Source organism: Ensifer sp. ENS09, from assembly GCF_014852425.1.
Lineage (GTDB): Bacteria > Pseudomonadota > Alphaproteobacteria > Rhizobiales > Rhizobiaceae > Ensifer.
The window spans coordinates 87,374-106,001 of the sequence record NZ_JACVBP010000003.1; the positions used below are offsets into that span (position 1 = coordinate 87,374).

Here is an 18,628-nt window from a genome sequence, read left to right on the forward strand (position 1 = left end):
TCCAGGGGGAGTTTTCATGAGCAGAAGCATGCTGGCGGGGGTAATGCTCGCACTGATGCCCGTATCCAGTTTCGCGGCCGATCTTATCGTCGACTATGCGCCGGCTGCCAGACAGTGCGCCGAGCTCCGCCAGTCCACGCTGACGGTCGAGCAGGACGTCACGACGTTGACGAAGGAAGTTGTGACGCGCATGGACGAGGCGATTGCCGTCGCCGATGATCCGCGCTGGATCGCCTCGACGCGGCCGGCCTTCGTCTGGGCATCGGAGGCCAAGGTCGCCTGCGGCAAGGCCTACGGTTATCTGCAATCCAGCTGGCGCGACGAGGACTACATCGCCAAGTGCGATTGCTTCTACGCCAAAATGCGGCACTTCATGAATTGAGACATCCGGTATGATCGTCATGCCCCACGTTGTGGTTTCACCGGCGCGGCGCGCGTCGTCGTGCCGGCAATGGCTGGCACTCGGCGTGCTCGCGCTTGGTGTCCTTTCCGGCTGCCAGGGTGCTCCCACCGCCCCTGACGTGCTCGACGTGGAATCGCCGCAGGCGAGGCACGCCCGGCGCGCGGCCGAGCATGCGGTGAAACCGCAGGAGACTTTCGGAAACGGCGCAACGCGCATCGGGCTGATCACCGCATTGATGGCGCCGTCTGGCGAAACGGTGCGCGAACGCGATATCCGCGACGGGGCGTCGCTCGCCGTGGACGAGGTGGGCGGTGGCCAGCTTTCGCTACTGGTCGAAAACACCGACGGCTCGCCACAGCAGGTCCAGGACGCGGCCAGGCGCCTCGCGGGCCAGAACGCGGCGCTGATCGCGCTGTCGGTGGCGGACGTGCCGGTTAGCACCGTGCGTCAGGGGCTAGGCTCTGCCCGTGCTCCGCTGCTGGCATTGCGCGGCAACGGCGCCGAACGGCCCACGGGTACCTTCGCCTTCGTTTCCGACCGCATCGACAGTGCTGTCGAGGGCGCTTCCTATGCATTTTCCTCCGGCCGCAAGCGGGTAGTGGTGCCCTTGCCCAGCGATGTCTCGGCCGCCGAGCGGCAAAGGCTGGACCGCGGCCTGGCGGGTTATGGCATAAAGCCCGTGCTCGTCGCCGTGACCGGTACGACCACCTTTTCCAATGACGCCGCCGCCAAGGCAAAACTCAAGGACGTCGATGCCGTTCTCCTGCTTGGGTCGGAAGGTGGCGAGACCGGTGCGCTGTCACAGCTCAAGGCCAACGGCTACCTGAAGCCGAATGCGATGGTCGTCGGAACTTCGGGTTGGACGAATGCCGCCTACAAGCGACCGGAATTTGCCGGAAGCCACCTTTGTCTCTTCGGCCCGGAGAACGGCTCGCGGATGACGTCGCGCTTTCTCGATCGCTACGAGCGCGCAGCAAGTGCGGACGCGGCCTATGGGTTCGACGTCATTGCCCTTGCAGCCGGTCTCGTGCGGTCCCAGGGGGAGGGTGCCATCAACCAGGAAAGTATCCGCGCGCCGAACGGCTTTGTCGGTGCGGCCGCCACGTTCCGGTTCACACGCGACGGCTCGGTGCAGCGAACCTGCGCGATTTATCAGGTGACCGCCGGCAGCGTGAAGCTTCTGGATCCTGCACCCCGCTCGTTCTGACGGGTCTTGCTCACTGAAAACGAATGCGGTGACGGTCGTCGTTAGCGTGGCGTCCGTGGGGTAAGAGGCAGGCGAGAGCGTAGCACTTAAGCTTCAGGATATCCGCAAGCTGGCACCGCGTAGCCGCAGGCTGAGGCGGGCGGCGACGCGTTGCGATGAGACGTTGTCTCGATCGGTGCTGTAAAACAGGGTGCGGGAGCGAAGCGTCGGCAGCTGTGACCAGCCGGCGGTCGCAGCGGCGCCGAAACCCCGTCCCCGAAACGCCTTGGCGGTCACAAGTCCCAGTTCGACCCCGGTATCGGCGAGCCGTGCCGCAAATGCGAGCGAGGCGACCTCGCCGTCGGCAATGGCAGCGCACCAGGGCGTCCAGAAGTCGGCCACCTCGCGGAAGCCAATGTCGAGCCAGGCCTTGGGAATCCCGTCCGTCGCCCAGCTTCGAATCATCCCGGCGCCTTCTTCGGAGTCGCTGCCAACGAGCCGCGCGTCGCCTTAATAAGGGGTGTCGTGCGGCAGCTCGAAGACAAGGCCGAAATTATGTTCGGCGGGTCCTTCGCCACCAAGCAGCGACAGATAGCGTTCAAGGTGCACCGGCGTGTTGGGATGGACGAAGGGCGGTTCGGATGCGGCGAGCCCTTCAAGCTCCGCGGCCAGACCGTCCGACAGGTCCTCACGCGTTGCGCACAGGTTTGCCTCCGCGCATCCGGCGAACCAGAAGCGCGGGCCCGGCGCCTGAACCGGATCATTCTCACACACGATCCGCCCGTCGGCGTGTGTTTGAACCAATGTGTGGAAGTCTGTTTGCAGCCAATGGCTTACTGAAATCATGAGGCGATTGTTCAATAGTTTTCCGCATCCGTCGAGTGCGTTCCTGGCTTGCGTGGAGAAGGTGCCCACGCCGAATTTGGTCGCGCGCAATCGGCCACAAATGAGCCTTGTATCCAGGCGGGATATTTCATGTCTTGCCAAAGTCCAAAAGCTCATGGTAACGTTCCCACGAGCTTGAGGCCTGTCACATTTGATGATGGCTTCGGGCCCGGGAGGAAACATGAAGAACGGACCCCGGCAACGGGCCACCATTATCGACGTCGCGGAGCGGGCGGGGGTCTCGAAGAGCACGGTTGCGCGGGTTCTGGCCGGTTCTGCCAGCATTTCCGACGAGGCACGCGATCGCGTGCTGAAGGCCGTTGCGGCCACCGGCTACGAGCGCAATCACCTGGCCGTCGGCATGCGCTCGGGCCGCAGTGGCCTGCTCGGCCTGGTCATTCCCGATATCACCAACCCCTTCTGGGCCGAAGTCGCCCGTGGCGCCCAGGATCGCGCCGCCAAAGACGACATTTCGCTCCTCGTCTTCTCGTCGGACTGGGATGCCGGCAAGGAAGCGACGCATCTGCGCGCTCTGCGCCGCGCCCGCGTCGATGGCGCGATCATCAATCCGGTCGCCGACAATTTCGATGATCTCGATCGCTTCGGCTTGCCCTTCGTCTTCATTGGGTCGAGCGCCGAGCGTTTCCCCGACACCTTGAGCGTCGGTTCGGATATTGCCCAGGCAGTCCGCCTCGGCATGGATATCCTCGTCGAGCGTGGACACCCGGCGCCAGCCCTGATGCTCGGTCCGCGGTCGCGTCTTGCACGCGCGCGGTTTCTGCGCGCCGTACATGAGCATTGCGTGGCGCGCGACCTCGATCCCGACATCCTGCAGGTCGAAGAATCCGACTACACGGTCGAAGGCGGACGAAAGGCCATGGGACGCTTGCTTGCCGGGCCGTGGAGAGGCAGTCGCGCCGTTTTCGTCGCCAACGATCTGATGGCGCTCGGCGCCATGATCGCCGTTCGCGAGGCGGGGCTTCGGTGCCCGGAAGATATTTCCATTCTCGGCTTCGACGGCATTCCGGCGGGCGCCTTCTCCTGGCCGGGCCTGACGACGATCGAAAAACCTGGCCGGCAGATCGGCATTCGCGCGGTCGAATGCCTGCTCGACCAGATTGCCGGCCGGCCGGAACACGGCCGGATATTTCTGCCGTGCCGACTGGTCGAGCGCGGTTCGCTTGCCGATGTCTCGGCCTTGGCACCCGTGCGCGCGGCGGCAGGGAGGTAACAATGACCGTAAGCAACGATCTTGTAGCGGGTGCAGCCATGCCACGAAGTGGGAACGTTCCCAAAATCCATCGGCAAAGCTTCACGAAAAGCGTGCGGCAATGGTGGCCTTATTACCTGATGATGGCGCCCGGCCTGATCTTCTTCGTGATCTTTCATTATTTCCCGATCTGGGAAGCCAAGATCGCCTTCGAGCAGCTGCGCATCATCCCACCGAACATCTGGGTCGGGATCAAGCATTTCCAGACGCTGTTCTCCTCGCCGATCTTCTGGCAGGTGCTGGCGAACACGCTGATCATCTCGACGATGAAGATCGTCTTCTTCTTTCCAATCCCGATCATCGTTGCGCTTTTGCTCAACGAGATCCGGGGCGGCGCTTTTCGCAAGTTCATCCAGTCGGCGATCTACCTGCCGCACTTCCTGTCCTGGGTCGTCATCGCCGGCGTGTTCATTGCCGTGCTCTCGCCAAGCGACGGTGCGGTCAACGATGTCATTGGTTTCTTCGGCCTGCAGCCCGTCTCCTTCATGACCGATACCGGTTCGATCCGCTGGGTCCTGGTCTTCTCGGAGATCTGGCGCTCAGCGGGCTGGGACAGCCTGCTTTATCTCGCCGCCATCATCGCCATCGACCAGGAGCTCTATGACGCGGCCGAGATCGACGGTGCCAACCGCTGGCAGAAGATCCGCTACGTCACCATTCCGGGCATCGTGCCGACCATTGCGACACTCTTCATCCTGAATGCCGGCATGTTCTTGAACGCCGACCTCAATCAGGTGATCAATTTTTCCAACGACGTGGTGCGCGCCAAGATCGACATCATCGACACCTATGTTTACCGCATCGGCCTGCAGACCGGCGAATACTCGCTTGCAACGGCCGCGGGTCTCTTCAAGGCCCTGCTCGGCATGCTGATGATCGTCGCCGCCCACCTTCTCTCGAAACGTCTTACCGGCAAGGGGGTATGGTGATGGCCGCCCATAACGTCCGCAGAACGCCGCTTGAGCGGCTCGAATATGCGATCATCGTCTCGACGCTCATGTTCCTTGTTGTCCTGACGGTGCAGCCGCTCCTCAACCTGCTCGCCATCTCCTTTTCGGATCCGGGCAAGGTTGCCGGCATGAGCGGCTTGACGGTTGTCCCGAACGGGTTTTCGACCGAGGTCTGGGATCTGCTGATCAACAATTCCGCCGTCCAGCGTGGCCTCTTCAATTCGATCTTCATCACGCTGGTCAGTACCTTCCTTGGCGTCGTGCTGACAGCGCTGATGGCTTGGGCGCTATCGCGGCCCGGCCTGCCGGGGCGGCGCATCATCTTCGTCTTCGTGCTCGTCACGATCGTCTTTGAGCCCGGCATCATCCCGGACTACTTCATCAACAAGCGCCTCGGTCTGCTCGACAGCTACTGGTCGCTGATCCTCTTCAAGGTCGTCAACGCCTGGTACCTGATCATTCTTGTGCGCTTCTTCGAGGAAGTGCCGAAGGAACTGATCGAGGCGTCCGAACTCGATGGCGCCAATCCCTTCCAGATCTTCTGGTACGTGGCGCTGCCGCTCGCCAAGTCGGCGCTCGCGACCATCGCGCTCTTCTACTTCGTCTTCCATTGGAACGAGTTCTTCCGGGCGATGATCTACCTCAACGACCAGTCGAAGTGGCCGCTGCAGGTGGTGCTGCGCCAGTTCGTGGTCGAGGGCGACAAGCTCGCCATGGTCGGGGTCGTCGACAGCAACAACTACACCGGTGCGAGCCAGATCAATATTCGCGCGCTGAAGGCCGGCATGATCCTGCTGACCATCGCGCCGATCCTCGCGATCTACCCACTCATTCTGAAGTTCTTCACCAAGGGCACCATGAGCGGTGCGCTGAAGGGCTGACGATGCAGAACCCAGAGATAAAAGCCAAAGCATATTGGGAGGAACAAACATGCTTGGAAAACTGATCCTTGGCGCAACCACCGCCATGGCATTGATGGCGAGCGTTGCCATGCCCGCCTTCGCCGATCCGGTGACGATCCGGGTCGTCTCGAAAGATCTGACGACGAGCAATCCGGACGACGTAAAGCTGATGAAGGCCTATGAGGAGGCGCTGAAGGCCAAGGGCACGGACATCCATATCCAGGTTATCGACCTGCCGTCTTCGGGCTATGCCGACAAGCTCAGCGCCATGCTTTTGTCCGGCGATATCCCCGATCTCATCTATTTCCAGGGTGGCGACACCAAGATGGCAGAGCAGGGTGTGCTCGAGGACTGGAACAACTGGCTGCCGAAGACGACCTATCTGAAGGACGCGCTTTTCCCGCACAATGTCGAGAGACTGAAGAACTACCCCTATCTGCTCTATGTCTACCCGCCGCGCATGCCTCAGCCGGTGATCCGCACCGATTGGCTGGAAAAGTCTGGTGTCGCGGCGCCGAAGACGACTGACGACTACGTCTCGCTCTTCAAGACGATCAAGGATGGCGATTTCGACGGCAACGGCAAGGCCGACAGCTACGGTGTGACCACCGCCGACAACACCCAGGAACTCGATGCCATCTTCAACCAGGCCTTCGGCGTGACCGGCACCTGGATGAAGAACGAGGCCGGCGAGTGGATCCATGCCCGCGTATCGGCTGCGGAAAAGGCAAAGATCGCCTTCTACGCGTCGCTGCGTGAGCAGGGCCTCTACGATCCGGAATTCATCACCACCAAGTGGGACGTGAAGGAAGACAAGTTCTACTCCGGCCGTGCCGGCGTGATCTTCGGTTCCTCCGCGGAAGTCATCGACATCTATGGCGGCAAGATGCGCCAGGCCCATCCCGGTGTGAACCTGAGCCTGCTTTCGCCACCGAAGGGTCCTGGCGGCCAGGGCCTGATGGCGCTCGACGTCTCCAAGGAAGCGCGCGGTCTCGCGATCGCGACGACCTCCGAACATAAGGAAGAGGTGGTCAAGCTGCTCGACTTCATCGCCAGCCCCGAAGGCCAGGCGATCGAACGGCTCGGCTTCGAGGGTGAGCAGTACACAAAGGACGGCGAAACCATCAAGCCGACCGACAAGCTCGCCACATGGTATGCCCGTTTCCTCGTTGCCGCCAACTGGCAACCACCGGTTCAGTGGCTCAGCGAAGCCGCGCAGCAATCGCTGAAGACGATCTCAGCCGACTTCAAGCCGGACAACGCGTTCGTCTGGCCTGCCGAATTCGCCACCGACATCGACGCCACGGAAAACGTCTACCGGGCCTGGGTTTACAAGTTCGTTTCCGGCGAAGCCAAGATGGACCAGTGGGACCAGTTCGTTTCCGAATGGAACGCCGCCGGCGGCGAGAAAATGACCGAATATGCAAGGACGGTTCTCAATGACAAATGATGCTCTAGGGCTCTCCCTCAAGGGACGGGTTCGGGCGCTTCTCTTTGGCGTCGCTTACGGCGACGCCATCGGGGCGCCGGTCGAAAAACTCTCCGCCGCGGAAATCCGCGAGCGCTATGGCCGGGTGGCGTCACTCGATACCGAGTGGCACCGCATGAAGCAGAGCGAAGCGGCCCGCAACGGCCGTGTGCGCGGCGGCGGCATCGTCACCGACGATACGCTGATGACCCTTTGCGTCATGTCGATCTACGACGACGTCAAGCGCCACCTCGATGCCTGGGACATGGCGTCGGGCATGGTGCGCGAGATCGCCTGGACGCCACGCTGGGTGCCGGAACTGCAGCGCGAAACGATGCTGATCGAGCGTCTGTTCTACCCGGAGAAGTGGATATTCCAGCGCCATCAGCTTTCGGGCTGCGATCCGCGCCAGGGTGGCGTCGGCAACATGGTGAACTGTGGTGCTGCGATGTACATCGCGCCGATCGGTGTTGCCAATGCCTGCGATCCGAAGGCGGCCTATGATGAGGCAATCGCCTTTGCCTCCGGCCACCAGCAGAGTTTCGGCCTGGAGGCTGCCGGCGTACTGGCAGCAGCAGTCGCTGCCGCTTTCGTGCCGGGCACCACGCTCGATGCGGTCATCGAAGAAACGCTGGCCGTTGCCAAGGACGGCACGCGTGACGCGATCGACGATATCGTCGAGGCTGCGCGCTCATTGAAGGGTGCTGATCACGCCACTGTCGTCGCCGAATTCCACCGCATCATCGCGCGCTATTCGCCGATGGGCGACGACGTTCAGCACACGCCGCAGAAGGCCGGCATTGCCACCGACGCCTACCAGCCGTCGCGTCTGCACGCGATCGAGGAACTGCCACTGGCTCTCGGCTTTGCCGTCGTCAATGACGGTGACTTCTACAAGTCGATCATTGACGGCATCAACTCCGGCCGCGACACGGATTCGATCGGCGTCATGGCCGGCGCGATCCTCGGCGCCATGTACGGCGAAAGCATTATCGACCGGGCGATGGTCTCCCAGCTCGACCGCGTCAACAAGCTCGATCTCTACCGATCGGCCGATGCCTTTACCGCAACGGTGACCGCAATCCAGGCCGCTGACCACAAACGCGAAATGGCGCGGGCCACGGCGCGCGCAAGCCTCTTTGCCGTCCCCGAGCTCACCCAGGTTTCCAGTCTCTAGAATTCGAAAGTATCCGATGCTCAGCACCACAGAAATCTTCGAGCGTATCTATTCCGGTTTTATCGGCAAGGCGATCGGCGTGCGCTTGGGCGCGCCCGTCGAGCCGACGATCTGGAGCTATGAACGCATCCGGGACACCTATGGCGAGGTGACGGAATATCTGCGCGATTTCAAGAATTTCGCTGCCGATGACGACACCAACGGCCCGGTCTATTTCATCCGGGCGCTGCGCGACTACGGCCTCGGCGCCACCGCCGAAGAGGTCGGCAAGACCTGGCTGAACTATGCAGCCGAAGAACACGGCATGTACTGGTGGGGCGGCTTCGGCAACTCGACCGAGCATACCGCCTATCAGAACCTGCGTGCCGGCATCCCGGCGCCGCAATCCGGCTCGATCGCCCAGAACGGCACGACGGTTGCCGAACAGATCGGCGGCCAGATCTTCATCGACAGCTGGGGCTGGGTGCATCCGGCCGACCCGAAGAAGGCGGCCGAAGCCTCGGCACTTGCGGCAAGTGTCGCCCATGACGGCGAGGGCCTGCATGGCGCCCGCTTCTGCGCCGCAGCCATCGCCCAGGCGTTTGTTGCCAAGAACATCGAGGACGTCATCGAGACGGGTCTTGCGACCATCCCGGCCGACTCGCTTTATGCCCAGGTTTCCCGCGCGGTGCTTCGCTTCCACGAGGCCAACCGGAACGACTGGCGCGCCTGCCGCGACATGTTGACGGCGGATTGGGGCTATGACCGCTATCCCGGCGTCTGCCACATCATTCCGAATGCCGGCGTTTTGATCATGAGCCTGATCTACGGCCAGGGCGATCTGCCGCGCACCGTCGAGATCGCGACGATGGCCGGCTGGGACACGGACTGCAACGCCGGCAATGCCGGTGCGATCGTCGGCACGCTGCAGCAGGTGCAACCGGGCTGGGACAAGTACCGCAAGCCGATCAACGACTTCGTCGTCGCTTCGGGCGTGACGGGTACGGTCAACGTCGTCGACATTCCTTCCTTTGCCCGCGAACTGACCGTGCTGGCGCTGCGCCTGCAGGGGCGGGAAGCTCCAGCACTCTGGGTCGAGGATTTCGAGCGCCGCGGCGTCCGCTTCGATTTCAACGCACCCGGCGCCACCCATGGCTTCCGCACCGAGCCGTTCAACCAGATCGCCGTCAAGGCATCGGCGGAGCGTCATACGGACAATGCCAAGGGATCGCTGGAAATCCTGCTCGACCGTCTCGAGCGCGGACATGGTGGACGCATCTTCTGGAAGCCCTTCTATCGCCGCTCCGACTTCGACGATGAGCGCTACCGCCCGATGTTTACGCCGCTTGCCGATGACGGCCAAACGGTGTCGTTCAAACTCTGGCTCGACCCGTGGAACGGTGACGGCAACCTGCGCGTGGCCGCCTATGTCCGCCGCGCGATGAGCGGCACCATCCAGGAAACCGGCGCCTGGCACGTGCCGTCTGCGAGCGGCTGGCAGGACTACGCCTTCACAATCCCCGACGGCAATGGCGAGGCGGTCGACGAGATCGGCATCCTGGTCGAATATTTCGGTCGCCTGAAGTTCCTCGGCCGGCTCTTCCTTGCGGACTTCTCCGTCTCCGGCAAGGGCCGCGCCGTCATCGATCCGGCGAAGGAAGCGCATGAATGGGGCGGCATCACCCGCTTCACCTGGAACCGCGGCCATTGGAGCCTGCAACAGGGCCGCATCCATGCCCACACGGCAACCGACGCGGACGCCTGGACGGGCAACGCCTATCTCCGCGACGTCAGCGTCAAGGCCGAGCTTCAGCCGCACTCGGGAGCTTCGCATCTGCTGGTCGCTCGGGCTCAGGGCACGAGCCGGTTCTATGCCGCCGGTTTTGAGAACGGCGAAGCCGTGATCCTGCTCGAAGACCACGGCACCAAGATCCTCGCGCGCAGCCCGTTCCGTATCGAATACGGCCGGAGCTATGCGATCGATCTCACTGTCGAAGGCGGCAAGCTGACGCTCACCATTGATGGCGAGCGAGTGCTTCAGGCTGATGATGCGACGCTACGCTACGGCATGGCTGGCCTTCGCATGGCGTCTGCCGGGCGCATGTCGATCGGTCGGCTCGAGGTCGCCGAGCGCTAACTGCGGGCGGAAAGAAAGGGAGGAAACATGTCCGAGATAGAGCTTAGAAGCGTCGGCAAGAGCTACGGCAGTGTTGCCGTGCTCAACGACATCTCGTTGGAAATGGGCGACGGTGAATTCGTCGTGCTCGTCGGCCCCTCGGGCTGCGGCAAGTCTACGCTGTTGCGCATGATCGCCGGGCTGGAGGATATTTCAGCCGGCGAGATCACCATCGGCGGCAAGGTCGTCAACGACATGCCGGCCAAGGAGCGCGACATCGCCATGGTCTTCCAGTCCTACGCGCTCTATCCGCACATGAAGGTCGCGGAAAACATGAGCTTCGCCTTGAAGCTCGCCGGCGCGCCGAAGGCGGAGATCGAGAAGCGGGTGACCCAGGCGGCCGAAATCCTCGGCCTGGAAAAGCTGCTCGACCGCCTGCCGCGCGAACTCTCCGGCGGCCAGCGTCAGCGTGTCGCCATGGGTCGCGCCATCGTGCGCGACCCGCGCGCCTTCCTCTTCGACGAACCTCTGTCGAACCTCGATGCCAAGCTGCGCGTAAAGATGCGCAGCGAAATCAAGAAGCTGCATCAGCGGCTGCGCCGCACGATGGTCTATGTCACCCACGACCAGACCGAGGCCATGACCATGGCCGACAAGATCGTGGTCATGAACGGCGGAAAGATCGAGCAGGCGGGCGCCCCGCTCGACCTCTACAACGATCCCGCCAATCTCTTCGTCGCCGGCTTCATCGGCTCGCCGGAGATCAACCTGATCGAGGCGATCTCCGAGGGTGAGACGGCCTTGATCCGGGATGGCGTCTCCCTGCCGCTCGGGCGAAAGGTGGATGCGGGCAAGCGGGTCGTATGCGGCATTCGCCCGCAACACATCACGCTTGGAACAACGGGCGTGCCGGGCCGCATCAGCCTGGTCGAACCGACTGGCGAGGACCAGGAAATCGTCGTCGACATGGGCGGCCAGGATATCACGGTCGTCGTCCACGGCGGCAAGCTGCTTGCAGCCGGTCAGGACGTGACGCTGACGATCGATGCAAACAAGGTTCTGCTCTTCGACAAGGATACCGGGGAGCGCCTTCGATGAGCGTATTTGCGAAGCGACAGTTCGATCCCGATGCCAAGGGACCGCTTGCAGGTACGAGGGTCCTTGATCTTTCCCGGCTCGTCGCCGGCAACATGCTGTCGCTGCAACTGGCCGATGCCGGCGCCGACGTCATCAAGATCGAGCCGCCGGCAGGCGATCCGCTCCGCGACTGGAAGGACGATGGCCACTCGCTCTATTGGAAGACCTATAGCCGCAACAAGCGCTCCGTCGTTCTGAACCTCCGGCAGGAGGTGGCGATGACGGCGCTCTGGGCGCTGATCGATACGGCCGACGTCTTCATCGAGAACTTCCGGCCGGGAACGCTTGAGCGCATGGGGCTTTCGCCGGAAGCGCTGCACGCCCGCAATCCCAACCTGATCATCGTGCGTATTTCCGGTTTCGGCCAGACCGGGCCCTACGCGCAGTTCCCAGGCTTTGGCACCATCATCGAAGGCATGAGCGGTTTTGCCTACCGCACCGGCTTTCCCGATCGCGAGCCCGTGCTGCCGCCGCTGGCGCTTGCCGACATGATCGCCGGTGTCTATGGCAGCTCGGCCACCGTGACCGCGCTGCTTGCGCGCGACCGCGGCTATGCAAGAGGGCAGGTTATCGACCTGTCGCTGCTGGAACCGATGTTCTCGGTGCTCGGGCCAGAGGCGGCGATCTATCAGACGACCGGCAAGGTCAAGGAGCGTGTCGGCAGCGCCTCCAACACGGCCGCCCCACGCAACGTCTACCGCTGCCGCGACGGAAAGTATGTGGCACTGTCCGGATCGACACCCCAGGTCGCAAGGCGGATCTTCGAGATCATCGGCCGCGCCGACATGAACCAGGACCCGCGCTTCGCCACCAATTCGGAGCGCGTCAAAAACCGCGACCTGGTCGACGGGGCCGTTGGCGGCTGGTTTGCCAGGCATGATCATGACGAGGCGCTGAAGATCATGCGCGACGCCGGTGCGACGGTCGGGCCGATCTACAATATTGCAGACGCCGCGTCCGACCCCCATTTCGCCGAGCGCGAAATCATCGTCGATGTCGAGGACGCCGAGTTCGGCAGCCTTCCGATGCACAACATTGTTCCGCGGCTTTCTGAGACGCCGGGTGTCTGGCGGAGGCCTGCACCAGCGCTTGGGGAGCACACGGCCGAAGTTCTGGCTGAGGCGGGACTGGATAGCGGCGCGATCGCGACGATTGTCCAAGGGGAGGCCGCATGAGGCTTCGCTCCCTTCTCTACGTCCCGGCCTCGTCCGAGAAGTTCATCGCCAAGGCGCACGAGCGCGGCGCGGATGCGATCATCCTCGACCTGGAGGATTCGGTCGCCCTGGAGCAGAAGCAGGCCGCTAGGGATGGGCTGAAGGACGCCGTGGCCCAGGTGGGACGCGGTGGCGCGACCGTCTTCGTCCGCATCAATTCGGCGCCGGAACTGCGGATGGCGGATGCAGAGGCTGCCTGCCTTGCGGGCGCCTTCGGCCTCCATGTCGCGAAAGCCCGGTCGCCGCAGGAGCTAGAGGATATTGCAGCGCATCTGGAGCCGATTGAGCAGCGGATCGGCCGGCCGCCGGTCGCCTTCGTGCCGCTCCTTGAGGATGCAGGCGCCGTTCTCGATGCGCGCGCGATTGCGCGCGTCAGCCGTGTGATCGGCCTTGCTGCTGGTGGCGAAGACATTGCGACCAGCATGGGCGCAGAACCTCTGCCAGACGTATTGCGCCTTCCGAAACTGATGGTCCACCTTGCCGCCAAGGCGGAAGGAAAGCTGTCCTTCGGGATGCTTCTGACGGTTGCCGATTACAGGCGGCTAGATGCCTTGAAGGCAGCCGCTCGTGAGGCAACGTCCCACGGGTTTGACGGCGCGAGCTGTGTCCACCCGTCCGTGGTCCCAGTGCTGAACGAGGCTTACTCGCCGAGCCCAGAACGGATCGCCTGGGCAAAGACCGTGATCGACGCAGCAAAGACGGCTCAGGCAGACGGCCGTGGCGCTTTTGCGCTCAACGGCGCCATGGTCGATGCGCCGATCATCGAGCGCGCGCGTCATATTCTGCAACAGGCAGGTGGCTGAGTCCGGCCTGGCGGAAACGCAGCCACGACCATGAGGTCTGCAAGTGCGCGCCGCGATTTCGTGTCTTGCGATTGCACCTGTCGCCGAATGTGCAATGATCCTGAAATTGTACGACTTAAACCGGCCGGACGCGCGGGAAGCCTTGGTCGTCCCGGCCCGTTTTCAGTGGCACTCCAGCACGCAGGCAATTTGAGCAACTTAGACACCCAGGAAGGGAACGTGATCATGCGTAGACTTCTTGCGTACCTGACGATCGCTTCGTTCTTCTCAACTTCAGCCCTTGCAGATCCTGCCATCCTGACCGCAAACGTGAACTTCAGGGTGGGCCCGGGAATCGGATTTGACGCGATGCGCGTGATCCCCCAGGGCGAGGAAGTCGACATCAAGGAATGCGACGCGGAAGCCTCGTGGTGCGCCGTGAGTTATGCCGGGGCAAACGGCTTCGTTGCTGGCAAGTATCTCAACCAGTCCGATGCCACCGCGCCAGCCTGGCCAAGGATGTTCACCACCGAAAAGGGCGCGACGATCACGCTCTTCCAGCCGCAGATCACGTCCTGGAAGGATTTCAAGGAGCTCGAAGCCCTTGTTGCCACCGAGCTCAAACCATCCGCCGACGCCAAGCCGATCTATGGCATCATCGGGCTTTCGGCCAAGACCGTGGCCGACGAGGCAACGGAAAACGTCACGCTGACGGATGTGCGCACCACGCGGCTCGATTTTTCCGCCCTGGACCGGCAGCAGCTTGCGGACCTTGCGCTCGACATCGGCAAGCTTGTCCCGACCGATCCGATCGTCGTGTCGCAGCAACGCCTGGCGGCAAGCCTTGCGGACTTCCAGCGCCTCGCCGATATCCCCGATATCAAGGCCGATCCGCCGCCGATCTTTGTGAGTGAAACGCCGGCCATCCTGGTGCAGACGGACGGCAAGCCGGTGACGGCTCCCGTCAAGGGCGTCGAAGGCCTCTCCTTCGTGGTCAACACGAACTGGGATCTCTTCAAGGTGGATCAGTCGGCAGACTACTATCTGCGGAGCGAAAAGAATTGGCTGACGTCGAAGGCCCTGGAGAGCGGCTGGGTTGCGGCGGCATCGGTGCCGGACGTCTTTTCCAAGCTGCCGGAGATCGACAACTGGAAAGGGGTAAAGGCCGCCCTTCCGCCCACGCCCTTCAGCGATAATCAGCTTCCGAAGGTCTTCTATTCGCAGAAGCCTGCGGAGCTTCTGATCTTTGAGGGAAAACCGGCCCTCGAACCAATCGCGGGTACGGGGCTGGATTGGGTATCCAACACGACCAGCTCTGTGTTTTTCCATCGGGTCAGCAAGACGTGGTACACGCTTCTGTCCGGACGGTGGTTTTCATCAACGTCGCTCGAAGGCCCCTGGACCTTTGCCACGCCTGACCTGCCCGATGATTTCGTGAACCTGCCCGACGACGCCTCCTACTCGGCCGTGCGCGCGTCGGTCCCCGGCACGTCCGAAAGCGCAACGGCGCGTCTGCGGGCGAGCATTCCGAAGCTCGCACGGGTTTCGACCGATGGATCGCTGAAGGTGGATGTGCACTACAATGGCGAGCCGAAGTTCGAGCCGATCGAAGGCACGTCGATGTTCTATGCCGTCAACGCCAACGAGCAGGTCATCAAGGTTGCGGACAAGTACTTCGTTCTGAAAGACGGTATCTGGTTCGTCGGTGATACGCCGATCGGGCCCTTTGCCGTTGCCCGCGCCGTTGCCGATGAGATCTATACGATCCCATCGTCGTCTCCGGTCTATAACGCGACCTATGTCCGCATCTACGACACGGAGCCGGATGCCATCTGGTACGGCTACACGCTCGGCTATCTCTATACCTACCTTGCCTGGGACACCGTCGTCTGGGGCTCGGGCTGGTATTATCCGCCCTATTGGGACTATTACGACGACGATTGGCCCTATTATCCGCCGCCAATCAGCTACGGGTTCGGCGCCTTGTACAACCCGGCCTATGGCACTTTCGGGCGCTATGGCTACGCCTATGGCCCGGAAAGGGGCTTGGTCTTCGGCGCCGCTTATAACCCTGTCACGGGGACACGGTTCCGCGGCGGCGCGGTGGCGGGTCCCGGTGGCGAGCGCGGTTTCATTTCTGCCTACAATCCACGCACGGGCAACGCGATGGTCGCGCGGGGCGGACAGAATGTTTACGGCTCCTGGGGCAGTGTAGCTGTCAAGCACGGCGGAGAGTTCGCGCGCATAAGCGGCGGATCGACCGGGAGTGCCGGCGGCTTGCGCTGGCGAAATTCGGAAGGCGACAAGGGCTTCATCGTCGGCAGCAAGGGCGGCGACGTCTATGCCGGCCGCGATGGCAGCGTCTATCGCCGTCAGGACGGCCAATGGCAGAAGCACACGCCGGATGGCTGGCAACCGGTTCAGCGGCCGAACGGGGAAAACCTGCGCAATGCCGCCCAAGGCGCGATATCCAACCGGCCCCAAGCCGCACAGCGTATCCAGAACCGGGCCGAGACGAGAACTACACCGCGCCGCAGCCCGCAGGTTCGCCAACGGGCGCCGGATCATCTGTCCTTCGATCGTGCCGGACGGCAATTCGGCAACCAGAACGAACTCAGCCGCAATTATGGGCGGCTCTATCAGGAGTCCGGCCGGAACTTCCAGAGCTTTGACCGTGGTGGCGGCGGCTACAGCGGCGGCGGTTTCCAGGGTGGCAACCGCGGCGGCTTCCACGGAGGAGGTGGTCGCGGTGGTGGAGCTGCTTTCCGCGGCGGCGGTGGCGGGCGTGGTGGCGGCGGTCGCGGTCGCTGAGGAAACACGGCCGTTCGGGCACGTTTTCCCGAGCGGCCGCGATAGGCGCGGCAATGGCGAGTGCGGGGTCGCGCCTGCTTAGGCGAAGAAGAGCGGCGTGATAATCCGATCGTCTGCCGGTGTGGCGCAGACTTGGTGGTACGGCGGATCGGCCATCGAGCCTTCAGCGCTGACAGGCGGTCCGCGCATCAGCCGTCCGACCAGAAGCGGTCCTTGTTGAAGCTCTTGTCTTCCTTGCGGGCCGGGGACGCGCGCTTCGGAACGCGCGGCGTATCGTCGGCGCTTGCCACCGAAAGCTCCAGGTTCGCCGGAAGGGCTAGCCGCTCAAGCTCCTTGGCCGGCGCCAGTGCCCATTTGAAGAGCGCGGCGTCGCGAATTGTCCATTGGGCTTTTGCAGACGCCGGGCCGGTGAGGCTGCTTTCGCCTGCAGCCGGATGGCGCATCATGCCCACGCCAAGCGCGACCTTGAACGACGAGGAGGGAACGAAAGCCGAGACGTTCGTGGGAAGCGCGCGCTCGGGCGTGGGGGTAGGCGTAACGGTCGCGGCGGTCGCCGTGGCGCGCAGCGTCGGCAGCGGGACGCTGATCGCCGCAAGGTCGAAGAACGGCGACTTTTCGGCAGCTTCCTTCCGCATGGTCTGAAGCTCGAGGGCTTCTTCTCCGCGGCTCTTGCGGGTCGGAAGCATCGCGGTCAGCAGCGTGTTGTCGGAGGTTTCTCTGCCTTTGACTTTTGCCGGACCGGCGCTGTTTGCAGCGACGATCGAGGTTGCCTTGACCCGTCGCTTGTAGTCGGCCATCGCCTGGTCATAACCTGGCAAAGCCCCACCGCTGGCGGGAAGATGGAGGGTCTTTCCGTTCGGGAAGACGCGGGCCAGTTCCTGGCGCGACATCCGCGGCCACGCGCGCACGTTTCCGACGTCGAGATGCACGAAGGGAGATCCTGACGTGGGGTAGTAGCCCACGCCGCCGACCTGCATCTGCATGGCGATTTCCCGCAGCCGGGTAAGCTTCACGCCCGGGATATAGAAATCCATCGCCTTACCCAGCATGTGCTGGCTGTTCTTGGCGACCCCGGTGCTGCGCGAGCGGCCGCGCAGCATGCTGTTGGTGGCCGGCGAACGGTAGGCCGAGACGACGTTGATGTAGTCCTTGCCACCGGAGCGCTGATAGACCTCCCAGACGAGATCGAGGAGACGCGGGTCCATGCGGGCAGGCTCGTTCCTGCGCCAGTCGCGCAGGAAACGGTTGATCTGCGCCAGCCCTTTCTGGTCGTATTTGCCGTCCCGTTTGAAGGTGATCGTTGCGCGCTCGCCGGTGTGCGTGAAGAATAGCTTAAGCGACCGGACTTCTGCCGACGCCGCCGTGCTGGTGAACGCCATGGCGGACGCTGCAAGGGCGGTGACTGTGGCCGCTCGTGCGGCCCACCGGGCGATACGCTTGACGCCTCTGACGACGGCAGGCGAGGCAGGCTCAGGATACGCAGTTACAGGATACTCAGACACAGCGGCTTCCGATTCAAACGAGGTACAATCCACCGGCGGCAACGGCCGGCGGCTCGGCTCTTCGACGGAGATTATGGTCAATAAAGGATTAAGAAGCGGTTGATGCCATTGGACGTGTTTCCCGGTGACGCATTTCCGCGATGTGCCTGGATTTCAGCGCCTCCGTTTACCGATGCCAGATCGGTCGCTGGAGGGTGTTGGGCCTTGTTTTCCGCAATCTATACATTAGTTACTATGAATGGATGAGTTGGTTGCACCGCGGTACTTGCATCGCCAAGGTGTCTCATGAAAAGCACGAAAGACGTCATTGCCGAACTGACCCGCGCCGCGCGCGATGTTCACATGCTGACGGAGGGCGAAAAGCTCCGTCTTGTCTCCCGGGCCTATGTCACGATCAAGGAAGGTTGGGAGCTGCTGGGGCAGCCCGATCGCATCGTAGAGTCAGCCGAAACGATGGACGTCATCCGCGCCGGTGGCATGCCGGTGCATCTCTACGACGACGAGATGCGGGCGATCCTCCAGGAGGCCGTCAAGGTCATCAAGCAGATCGAAGCGGCGATGGAAGCCAAAAATGCTCCAGCACCCGCGTCCGGCGAAGATACCAGCCAAGAGCCGTGAACGAGGCCGAAGCAATTCGAGCGATGGAGACCGACCTCAATCCGCGCGGCGACGTTCTAATTGGCGGGTTCGGTCAGATGGCCGTCGGGGATCTGATCCATGGCGCGCTACATCGCAATTCAATTGGACGTGAGGATCAGAATAATCGCCGGGCCCGCCAGGAAGGCCGCGAGGAAAAGGGCCGACAGGAACGAGCGCAGGAGGAAGCGCAGCAGGGGTCTCCGGGTC

16 protein-coding genes are annotated in these 18,628 nt (G+C 62.8%); 13 read left to right on the forward strand and 3 right to left on the reverse strand.

Annotated features, from left to right (window positions below; genetic code table 11):
* Positions 1-16 precede the first annotated feature (16 nt).
* Entirely contained in the window at positions 17-382 is a 366-nt protein-coding gene (locus IB267_RS15440; protein ID WP_192448401.1) for a hypothetical protein, read from the forward strand.
* Positions 383-392: 10 nt separating this feature from the next.
* On the forward strand, positions 393-1,610 hold the full coding sequence (locus IB267_RS15445) for an ABC transporter substrate-binding protein (protein ID WP_192448402.1): 1,218 nt from the start codon (positions 393-395) through the stop codon (positions 1,608-1,610).
* 93 nt (positions 1,611-1,703) lie between these two features.
* On the opposite strand, the gene IB267_RS33280 is transcribed toward IB267_RS15445, so the two are convergent.
* The gene (locus IB267_RS33280) at positions 1,704-2,054 is read right to left on the reverse strand and encodes a GNAT family N-acetyltransferase (RefSeq protein WP_246810666.1); all 351 of its coding nucleotides are present in this window, start codon (positions 2,052-2,054) and stop codon (positions 1,704-1,706) included.
* A 45-nt stretch (positions 2,055-2,099) separates the two neighbouring features.
* Positions 2,100-2,591 (reverse strand): hypothetical protein, encoded by a 492-nt coding sequence (locus IB267_RS33285; RefSeq protein ID WP_246810667.1) that lies wholly within the window; start codon positions 2,589-2,591, stop codon positions 2,100-2,102.
* A gap of 64 nt (positions 2,592-2,655) precedes the next feature.
* Here IB267_RS33285 and IB267_RS15455 point away from each other — a divergent pair, with 64 nt between their 5' ends.
* From IB267_RS15455 to IB267_RS15500, 10 genes are all read left to right on the forward strand, one after another.
* Complete coding sequence (locus IB267_RS15455) at positions 2,656-3,705, forward strand: LacI family DNA-binding transcriptional regulator (RefSeq protein WP_192448403.1); 1,050 nt, start codon at positions 2,656-2,658, stop codon at positions 3,703-3,705.
* Positions 3,706-3,707: 2 nt separating this feature from the next.
* Complete coding sequence (locus IB267_RS15460; RefSeq protein ID WP_192448404.1) at positions 3,708-4,673, forward strand: sugar ABC transporter permease; 966 nt, start codon at positions 3,708-3,710, stop codon at positions 4,671-4,673.
* Positions 4,673-5,575 carry a carbohydrate ABC transporter permease gene (locus IB267_RS15465; RefSeq protein WP_192448405.1) on the forward strand — a complete coding sequence of 301 codons (903 nt, stop codon included), beginning with the start codon at positions 4,673-4,675 and terminating at the stop codon, positions 5,573-5,575. The genes IB267_RS15460 and IB267_RS15465 overlap by 1 nt, the downstream gene beginning before the upstream one ends.
* Before the next feature lie 49 nt (positions 5,576-5,624).
* Positions 5,625-7,046, forward strand: coding sequence for an extracellular solute-binding protein (locus IB267_RS15470; protein WP_192448406.1), 1,422 nt, complete (start codon positions 5,625-5,627; stop codon positions 7,044-7,046).
* On the forward strand, positions 7,036-8,241 hold the full coding sequence (locus tag IB267_RS15475; RefSeq protein ID WP_192448407.1) for an ADP-ribosylglycohydrolase family protein: 1,206 nt from the start codon (positions 7,036-7,038) through the stop codon (positions 8,239-8,241). Before IB267_RS15470 ends, IB267_RS15475 begins: the two co-directional genes overlap by 11 nt.
* Positions 8,242-8,257: 16 nt before the next feature.
* The gene (locus IB267_RS15480; protein WP_192448408.1) at positions 8,258-10,357 is read left to right on the forward strand and encodes an ADP-ribosylglycohydrolase family protein; all 2,100 of its coding nucleotides are present in this window, start codon (positions 8,258-8,260) and stop codon (positions 10,355-10,357) included.
* 27 nt (positions 10,358-10,384) lie between these two features.
* Positions 10,385-11,434 carry an ABC transporter ATP-binding protein gene (locus tag IB267_RS15485; protein WP_192448409.1) on the forward strand — a complete coding sequence of 350 codons (1,050 nt, stop codon included), beginning with the start codon at positions 10,385-10,387 and terminating at the stop codon, positions 11,432-11,434.
* Complete coding sequence (locus tag IB267_RS15490) at positions 11,431-12,648, forward strand: CaiB/BaiF CoA-transferase family protein (protein WP_192448410.1); 1,218 nt, start codon at positions 11,431-11,433, stop codon at positions 12,646-12,648. The genes IB267_RS15485 and IB267_RS15490 overlap by 4 nt, the downstream gene beginning before the upstream one ends.
* The gene (locus IB267_RS15495; RefSeq protein WP_192448411.1) at positions 12,645-13,490 is read left to right on the forward strand and encodes a CoA ester lyase; all 846 of its coding nucleotides are present in this window, start codon (positions 12,645-12,647) and stop codon (positions 13,488-13,490) included. The genes IB267_RS15490 and IB267_RS15495 overlap by 4 nt, the downstream gene beginning before the upstream one ends.
* 225 nt (positions 13,491-13,715) lie before the next feature.
* Entirely contained in the window at positions 13,716-16,280 is a 2,565-nt protein-coding gene (locus IB267_RS15500) for an SH3 domain-containing protein (RefSeq protein WP_192448412.1), read from the forward strand.
* A gap of 188 nt (positions 16,281-16,468) precedes the next feature.
* On the opposite strand, the gene IB267_RS15505 is transcribed toward IB267_RS15500, so the two are convergent.
* Positions 16,469-17,659, reverse strand: coding sequence for a DUF882 domain-containing protein (locus tag IB267_RS15505; protein ID WP_192448413.1), 1,191 nt, complete (start codon positions 17,657-17,659; stop codon positions 16,469-16,471).
* Positions 17,660-18,067: 408 nt separating this feature from the next.
* Here IB267_RS15505 and IB267_RS15510 point away from each other — a divergent pair, with 408 nt between their 5' ends.
* Positions 18,068-18,400, forward strand: coding sequence for a hypothetical protein (locus IB267_RS15510; protein WP_192448414.1), 333 nt, complete (start codon positions 18,068-18,070; stop codon positions 18,398-18,400).
* Positions 18,401-18,628 lie beyond the last annotated feature (228 nt).